Annotated in this window: 6 protein-coding genes; 2 read left to right on the top strand and 4 right to left on the bottom strand. The window is 39.4% G+C overall.

From position 1 onward, the window contains the following. A partial coding sequence (locus HP439_RS17185; RefSeq protein WP_172391570.1) for an aminotransferase class I/II-fold pyridoxal phosphate-dependent enzyme occupies nt 1–439 on the top strand: 439 nt, incomplete at its 5' end. A gap of 186 nt (nt 440–625) precedes the next feature. Here HP439_RS17185 and HP439_RS17180 read toward each other — a convergent pair. Beyond that, the gene (locus tag HP439_RS17180) at nt 626–1,873 is read right to left on the bottom strand and encodes an ABC transporter permease (RefSeq protein WP_172391569.1); all 1,248 of its coding nucleotides are present in this window, start codon (nt 1,871–1,873) and stop codon (nt 626–628) included. A 160-nt stretch (nt 1,874–2,033) separates the two neighbouring features. Between HP439_RS17180 and queA the strand changes: the two genes are divergently transcribed. Then, nucleotides 2,034–3,083, top strand: coding sequence for a tRNA preQ1(34) S-adenosylmethionine ribosyltransferase-isomerase QueA (gene queA, locus HP439_RS17175; protein ID WP_172391568.1), 1,050 nt, complete (start codon nt 2,034–2,036; stop codon nt 3,081–3,083). A gap of 434 nt (nt 3,084–3,517) precedes the next feature. On the opposite strand, the gene rpmA is transcribed toward queA, so the two are convergent. The 3 genes from rpmA to HP439_RS17160 all read right to left on the bottom strand — a co-directional run. Further along, nucleotides 3,518–3,781, bottom strand: a complete 264-nt coding sequence (gene rpmA / locus HP439_RS17170; protein ID WP_172391567.1) for a 50S ribosomal protein L27 — start codon at nt 3,779–3,781, stop codon at nt 3,518–3,520. Nucleotides 3,782–3,829: 48 nt separating this feature from the next. Continuing rightward, nucleotides 3,830–4,141 carry a 50S ribosomal protein L21 gene (gene rplU / locus HP439_RS17165; protein ID WP_172391566.1) on the bottom strand — a complete coding sequence of 104 codons (312 nt, stop codon included), beginning with the start codon at nt 4,139–4,141 and terminating at the stop codon, nt 3,830–3,832. A gap of 95 nt (nt 4,142–4,236) precedes the next feature. Further along, the coding region (locus HP439_RS17160; protein WP_172391565.1) for an amidophosphoribosyltransferase at nt 4,237–5,972 on the bottom strand (1,736 nt) is incomplete at its 5' end.

Below are 5,972 nucleotides of genomic sequence, written 5' to 3'. Positions count from 1 at the left end.
AGAAATTGCTGCTGCCAATGACAAACTACAAGGACAAACGACATCGGGCACTTGCTCCATCTCACAACGTGCCGGAATCGTCGCCTACAACGAGGGGTTAGCAAGCGTGCAACAGATGAAACAGGCATTTCTACGTCGACGTCAGTTGGTGTACGACCTATTAAACGAGATTCCTGGTGTAAAAACAAACCTTCCAGAAGGTGCGTTCTATTTCTTTCCCGAAATTAGTTCGTTCTTCGGAAAAAAAGATCCAAAAGGAACCGTAATTAAAGACTCCTCAGATCTAGCACTTTATCTTCTAAATGAGGGTCACATCGCTACCGTAGGCGGAGACTCCTTTGGTAATAATAATTATATCCGTTTATCTTATGCTGCATCCGATGAAAATCTAAAAGAAGCATTAAGACGTATGAAAGAAGCACTGGGTAAGTTAGCATAACTCGCTTTTCCCAAAGTTACTCAATCAAAAAGGCTGTTAGAACACTGATGGGACCCCAAAAGTTAGACAAAAACTTTTGGGGTCCCATCACACAATGACAGCCTTTTTTATTCCTACCGTTAAGCCGAAAACTCCGCCTTTTATTTAAAAAATTCACGACATATAAAATGACCTCAAAAGTTCATTTTACTTGCTACGGATGGCTTCAACAGGATCCATTCGAGCCGCATTAATAGCGGGCACGATTCCAGCGATTAATCCAATAATGGTGGACAATAGGGTTGTTAGCATTACCATCTTGAAACTAACGACAATTGTGACCTGTACCGTTAGACTCACTAATGCAGCCAACCCGTATACGATTGCTAGTCCTATTGCACCACCAATTAAACAAAGTAGGATACTCTCAACTAAAAACTGTGTCAAAATAAAATATTGTTTCGCACCTAATGCCTTTTGTATTCCAATCAAGTTCGTACGTTCCTTCACACTCACAAACATTATATTTGCAATCCCAAATCCCCCAACGAGAATCGAAAAGATACCTATACAGAAACCGGCTAAATTAATAATTGTAAACATCTGATCGAGCTGAGCTGTTATTAAAGTCGTCTTATTTATGGAGAAGTCTGACTCTCTTTGCGGTGCAATTCTTCGTGCAGAACGCATAATACCAATAAGTTCACTTTCCGCTTCCTCTAATGAGTAGTTCTCGTTTACCTCAATCGAGATACTTGGGGTGTAGTTTTCATAATTAACCAAATTACGTCCGAGAGTAAAAGGGATATATGCTACCTCGTCATTTGAAACATCCAACAACATCCCAGATCCCTCCTTTTTCAATACGCCAATTACCTGCATTTTACGGCCCAAAAGAGTCACATACTGACCTATAGGGCTTTCCGCTGGGAAAAGGCCTTCTGCAATGGTCGCTCCCAATAAAACACTTCCGGTCCCGCCCCGCGATTCTTGATCTGTGAAATATCGCCCCTCGACAATATCAAGGTTTCGTATCTGATAAATATCATGTGTGCCCGCGACAACCGTGATATTGCTAGCCGAATTATTCTTGAATTTGGCAGTAGAATTCGAAATATTAATCGAATAGGCAACCTTCTCCGCCGTTGTCATTCGCTCAAGTACCGACTCATAATCCATATATTTGGGTTCTGGGCGATTGACATATTTCCACCACGGAAAATCAGGGCCGCCATCCCACGGCCATTTTTCAACGTAGAGCGTCCGGCTACCAATTTTACGTACCGATTCTTCTAGATTATTACGTAGGGTATCTACTGCAGAGAATACACCGATGATTGTCATGATCCCAATCGTGACGCCTAAAAGGGACAATAACGTCCTTGTCTTATTGTCTTTAAGCGCAGTGACGGCAAAAGCACAACTTTCCTTAATCAGTTTAATGGCTAAATACATATTCACTGTAAATATATAAATTAAAATTTGGCTTATATCGAATAATAAGGTCATAAAGTACGAAAATTACATATATTATCCGTAGCTTTGTAAGCCTTTTTGAAATCTTATCACTAGTAAATAATTAAGATTTCTGTAGAACAAATTTATCGAGAACAAAATGAAGTTATCACAGTTTAAATTCAACTTACCGGAATCACTTTTAGCATCAGAACCCTCCGAGCAACGCGACGAGTCACGTCTAATGGTTTTACATCGTGAATCAGGAAAAATAGAACATAAAATCTTCAAGGACGTCCTAGATTACTTTGACGACAAAGATGTTATGATTTTAAATAACACCAAAGTATTTCCTGCACGTATGTACGGTAATAAGGAAAAAACAGGTGCTACTATTGAAGTGTTCCTATTAAGAGAATTAAACAAAGAATTACGCCTTTGGGATGTTTTGGTGGATCCTGCGAGAAAGATCCGCGTAGGAAATAAATTATACTTTGGAGATGACGACCTTTTGGTGGCGGAGGTTGTAGATAATACAACTTCAAGAGGAAGGACAATTCGTTTTCTTTTTGATGGTACCGACGAAGAGTTTCGCCGTAACATTGAGATACTAGGTGAAACTCCGCTTCCTAAATACATTAAACGTAAAGCAACCCCAGAAGACAAATTCCGTTATCAAACGATTTATGCAAAAAATGAGGGAGCAGTAGCTGCGCCAACCGCAGGTCTCCATTTCTCTCGTGAGTTGATGAAACGATTGGAGCTAAAAGGTGTTGACTTCGCAGAGGTCACTCTACACGTAGGCCTCGGAACATTTCGTACTGTTGAAGTAGAAGACTTGACTAAACACAAAATGGATTCTGAACAATTCATGATCACAGACGAAGCCGCGAAAATTGTGAATAAAGGGATTGACGAAAAAAGACGAGTTTGCGCCGTCGGGACGACTTCAATGCGAGCTATCGAATCATCGGTATCGGCCGATAAACATTTAAAAGCTGCAAACGATTGGACTAGTAAATTTATATACCCTCCATACGACTTCAGTATTGCCAACTCCATGATCACGAATTTCCATACGCCAGAATCAACATTACTCGTTATGATTGCTGCATTCGCGGGTTATGAAAATACAATGGCCGCTTATGAAGAAGCCGTTAAAGAAAAATATAGATTTTACTCATACGGAGATGCAATGTTAATAATCTAGCATCTTACTGGATATTTAGAATCGTCCAAAACTTAACTAACAGAAAAAGGTAGACTTTGTAACAAAAGCCTACCTTTTTTAATACAAACCGCTGGCGCCTCCCGACTCGGAGCTTTTCAACGTTCATTATATATGTACAGACTCCGTATCAGCCCCCGACGCGCCCTTGTTCTGCACAAACATATTGACCACTTATCTGTAATACAGCTCACGTTCTTGTCCTGACACAATAGTAAACGATCTCTAACACGCGCTCATCATTATTTTCGAGAAATCACAAGGTTATTTCTTTGTTTGCTTGATGCCCCAGTAATCATAAAACCGATAAAATCAATTTTACGACGGCGATTTTATCGATCGTCGAAGGTATCAAAACATAAAAAAGCTGTAGAGAAGCAAATCTCTACAGCTTTTTTATGTCTTTTGATACTAAATTAGTTCTGCTCTGCAGGAACTACTGATACATATGATTTGTTATTTGCTTTTTTGCGAAAAACAACAGTACCATCAATTAGGGCATATAGTGTATGATCTTTACCGATCCCTACGTTAGCGTCAGCATTGTGCAATGTTCCACGTTGACGTACGATGATATTACCAGCAATTGCTTGTTGACCACCGAAAATTTTAATACCTAATCTCTTGCTATGTGACTCACGGCCGTTCTTGGAACTACCCGCACCTTTTTTATGTGCCATTTCTTTATCTTAATTTATGACTCTAGAAAGTCAGATTAAAAAATTCAATTATAAACTGATACCAGTGATCTGGATTTTTGTGAAGTGTTGACGGTGTCCGTTTTTCTTCTTGTAACCTTTACGACGTTTTTTCTTGAAAACGATAACTTTATCGCCTTTCAAATGAGACAAAATCGTAGCTGAAACTTTAGCACCTGAAATACTAGGTGTACCTACAGTGAATTTACCACCGTCTTCTGCTAACAATACATTGTCAAATTCAATACTAGCGCCTTCGTCTCCTTGTAAGCGGTGCACAAAAAGATATTGGTCTTTTGCAACCTTAAATTGCTGTCCTGCTATATTTACTATTGCGTACATTGTTATAAAATAATATTTGTTAATATTTAATGAGTGGCAAAGATAACAAATAATATAAAAACTTTAAAATAAATGTTAAAATATCCTCGCTATTCTTAGCTACTAAAATATGCTCTCACGTTTTTACCCTCAACCCAATTCATGTACGCTCTATTAACCACCTTATTTCCACCAGGGGTTGGATAATCGCCTGAGAAATACCAATCGCCAAGATGGTTAGGGCAAGCTTTGTGCAAATTGTCTAATGTCTGATAAATCACAGTTAACTCCGCGTTCAAATTGTGGGGACGAATGATACGTGCAATTTCATTTGAGATTTCCTCATCCGTAAATGGTTCATAAATGGCTTTTACGTAATTTTCAATCTCCTCCATTGGTTTTGTAATAGATGCTACACAGCGTTGGTATACTTCATCTACTATATGCGCCAAACCGCGCTGTTTCAATAATGAAATTGCTGCTTCGAACGCTACAAACTCCCCCATTCTAGACATATCAATACCATAACAGTCTGGGTAGCGTATTTGAGGAGCCGAAGAAACAATCACGATTTTCTTAGGATGCAAACGATCCAATATAGTTAATATGCTTTGTTTAAGTGTCGTTCCGCGAACGATAGAGTCATCAATAGCAACAATTGTGTCCTTTCCATCAATCACAATACCGTACGTCGTATCATATACATGTTGCACCATATCCGTACGATCTGCGTCTTGCGTAATAAACGTACGAAGTTTAGCATCTTTAACGTTCAATTTTTCGAATCGAGGTTTTATACTGATGACCTCTTCCAGTTCCTCGTCAGAAATTTTATCGGCGCGGTTCAAAAGGATATCACGCTGATAGTCTCTAACATAGGTGTTAATACCGTCCATCATTCCATAATAGGAAACTTCAGCAGTATTGGGAATAAACGAAAACACCGTGTTTTTGATATCATTATTTACAGCCGCCAGAACTTGCGGACACAATAGATTACCTAATTGCTTACGCTCCTTATATATATCTGCGTCAGAACCCCTAGAAAAATAAATTCGTTCAAACGAACAAGATTTTTGTTCTGTGGGTTGACGGAACATCTCTTCGGTGATCGTACCGTCTTTCTTCACAATTAAGGCGTGACCCGGTTTAATTTCCTGAACGGAAGTTAAAGGAACATTGAACGCCGTTTGAATAACTGGACGCTCAGATGCAACAACCAGTACCTCATCATCTCGATAGTAAAATGCTGGACGAATCCCCGATGGATCACGCATCACGAACGCATCACCATGACCGAAAATACCTGCAATCGTGTATCCCCCATCCCATGTTTTAGCAGAACGTGTAAGAATCTTTTCTACATCTATGTTTTTGGCGATTAACGCACTGATCTCAACGTTAGAATAACCTTCCTTTTTAAACTTATCAAATAATTCCTGATTTTCATCATCTAAAAAGTGTCCTATTTTTTCTAAAACGGTAACCGTATCAGCTTGCTCTTTAGGGTGCTGACCCAACTCGTATAATTGTTGCAAAAGTTCGTCGACATTCGTCATGTTGAAGTTACCGGCGACAACTAAATTGCGGCTCATCCAGTTGTTTTGACGTAAAAAGGGATGGCAACTTTCAATACTGTTTTTGCCGTGGGTCCCATAACGTAGATGCCCCAAAAGAACTTCTCCAGTAAAACTCACATGATCTTTCAACCACTTTGAATCTTTGGATTCTACCGGATAAGCTTTATTTACCGCAGCGAACTTCTTTTGAACATATTCAAAAATATCGGCCACAGCAGTCGACCCCATAGCACGATATCGAGAGATATAGCGGTTCCCCGGTTTAACATCAA

The sequence above is a fragment of the Sphingobacterium shayense genome (genome assembly GCF_013179575.1).
Taxonomy (GTDB): domain Bacteria; phylum Bacteroidota; class Bacteroidia; order Sphingobacteriales; family Sphingobacteriaceae; genus Sphingobacterium; species Sphingobacterium shayense.
The sequence above is the reverse complement of the archived record's forward strand: the minus strand, read 5'-3'. Positions and strand labels throughout refer to the sequence as shown.

Bases quoted from the DNA above. Each gene is read 5' to 3' on its own strand.
- rplU (WP_172391566.1), bottom strand. From the start codon at position 4,141: ATGTACGCAATAGTAAATATAGCAGGACAGCAATTTAAGGTTGCAAAA.
- HP439_RS17180 (WP_172391569.1), bottom strand. From the start codon at position 1,873: ATGTATTTAGCCATTAAACTGATTAAGGAAAGTTGTGCTTTTGCCGTC.
- queA (WP_172391568.1), top strand. From the start codon at position 2,034: ATGAAGTTATCACAGTTTAAATTCAACTTACCGGAATCACTTTTAGCA.
- rpmA (WP_172391567.1), bottom strand. From the start codon at position 3,781: ATGGCACATAAAAAAGGTGCGGGTAGTTCCAAGAACGGCCGTGAGTCA.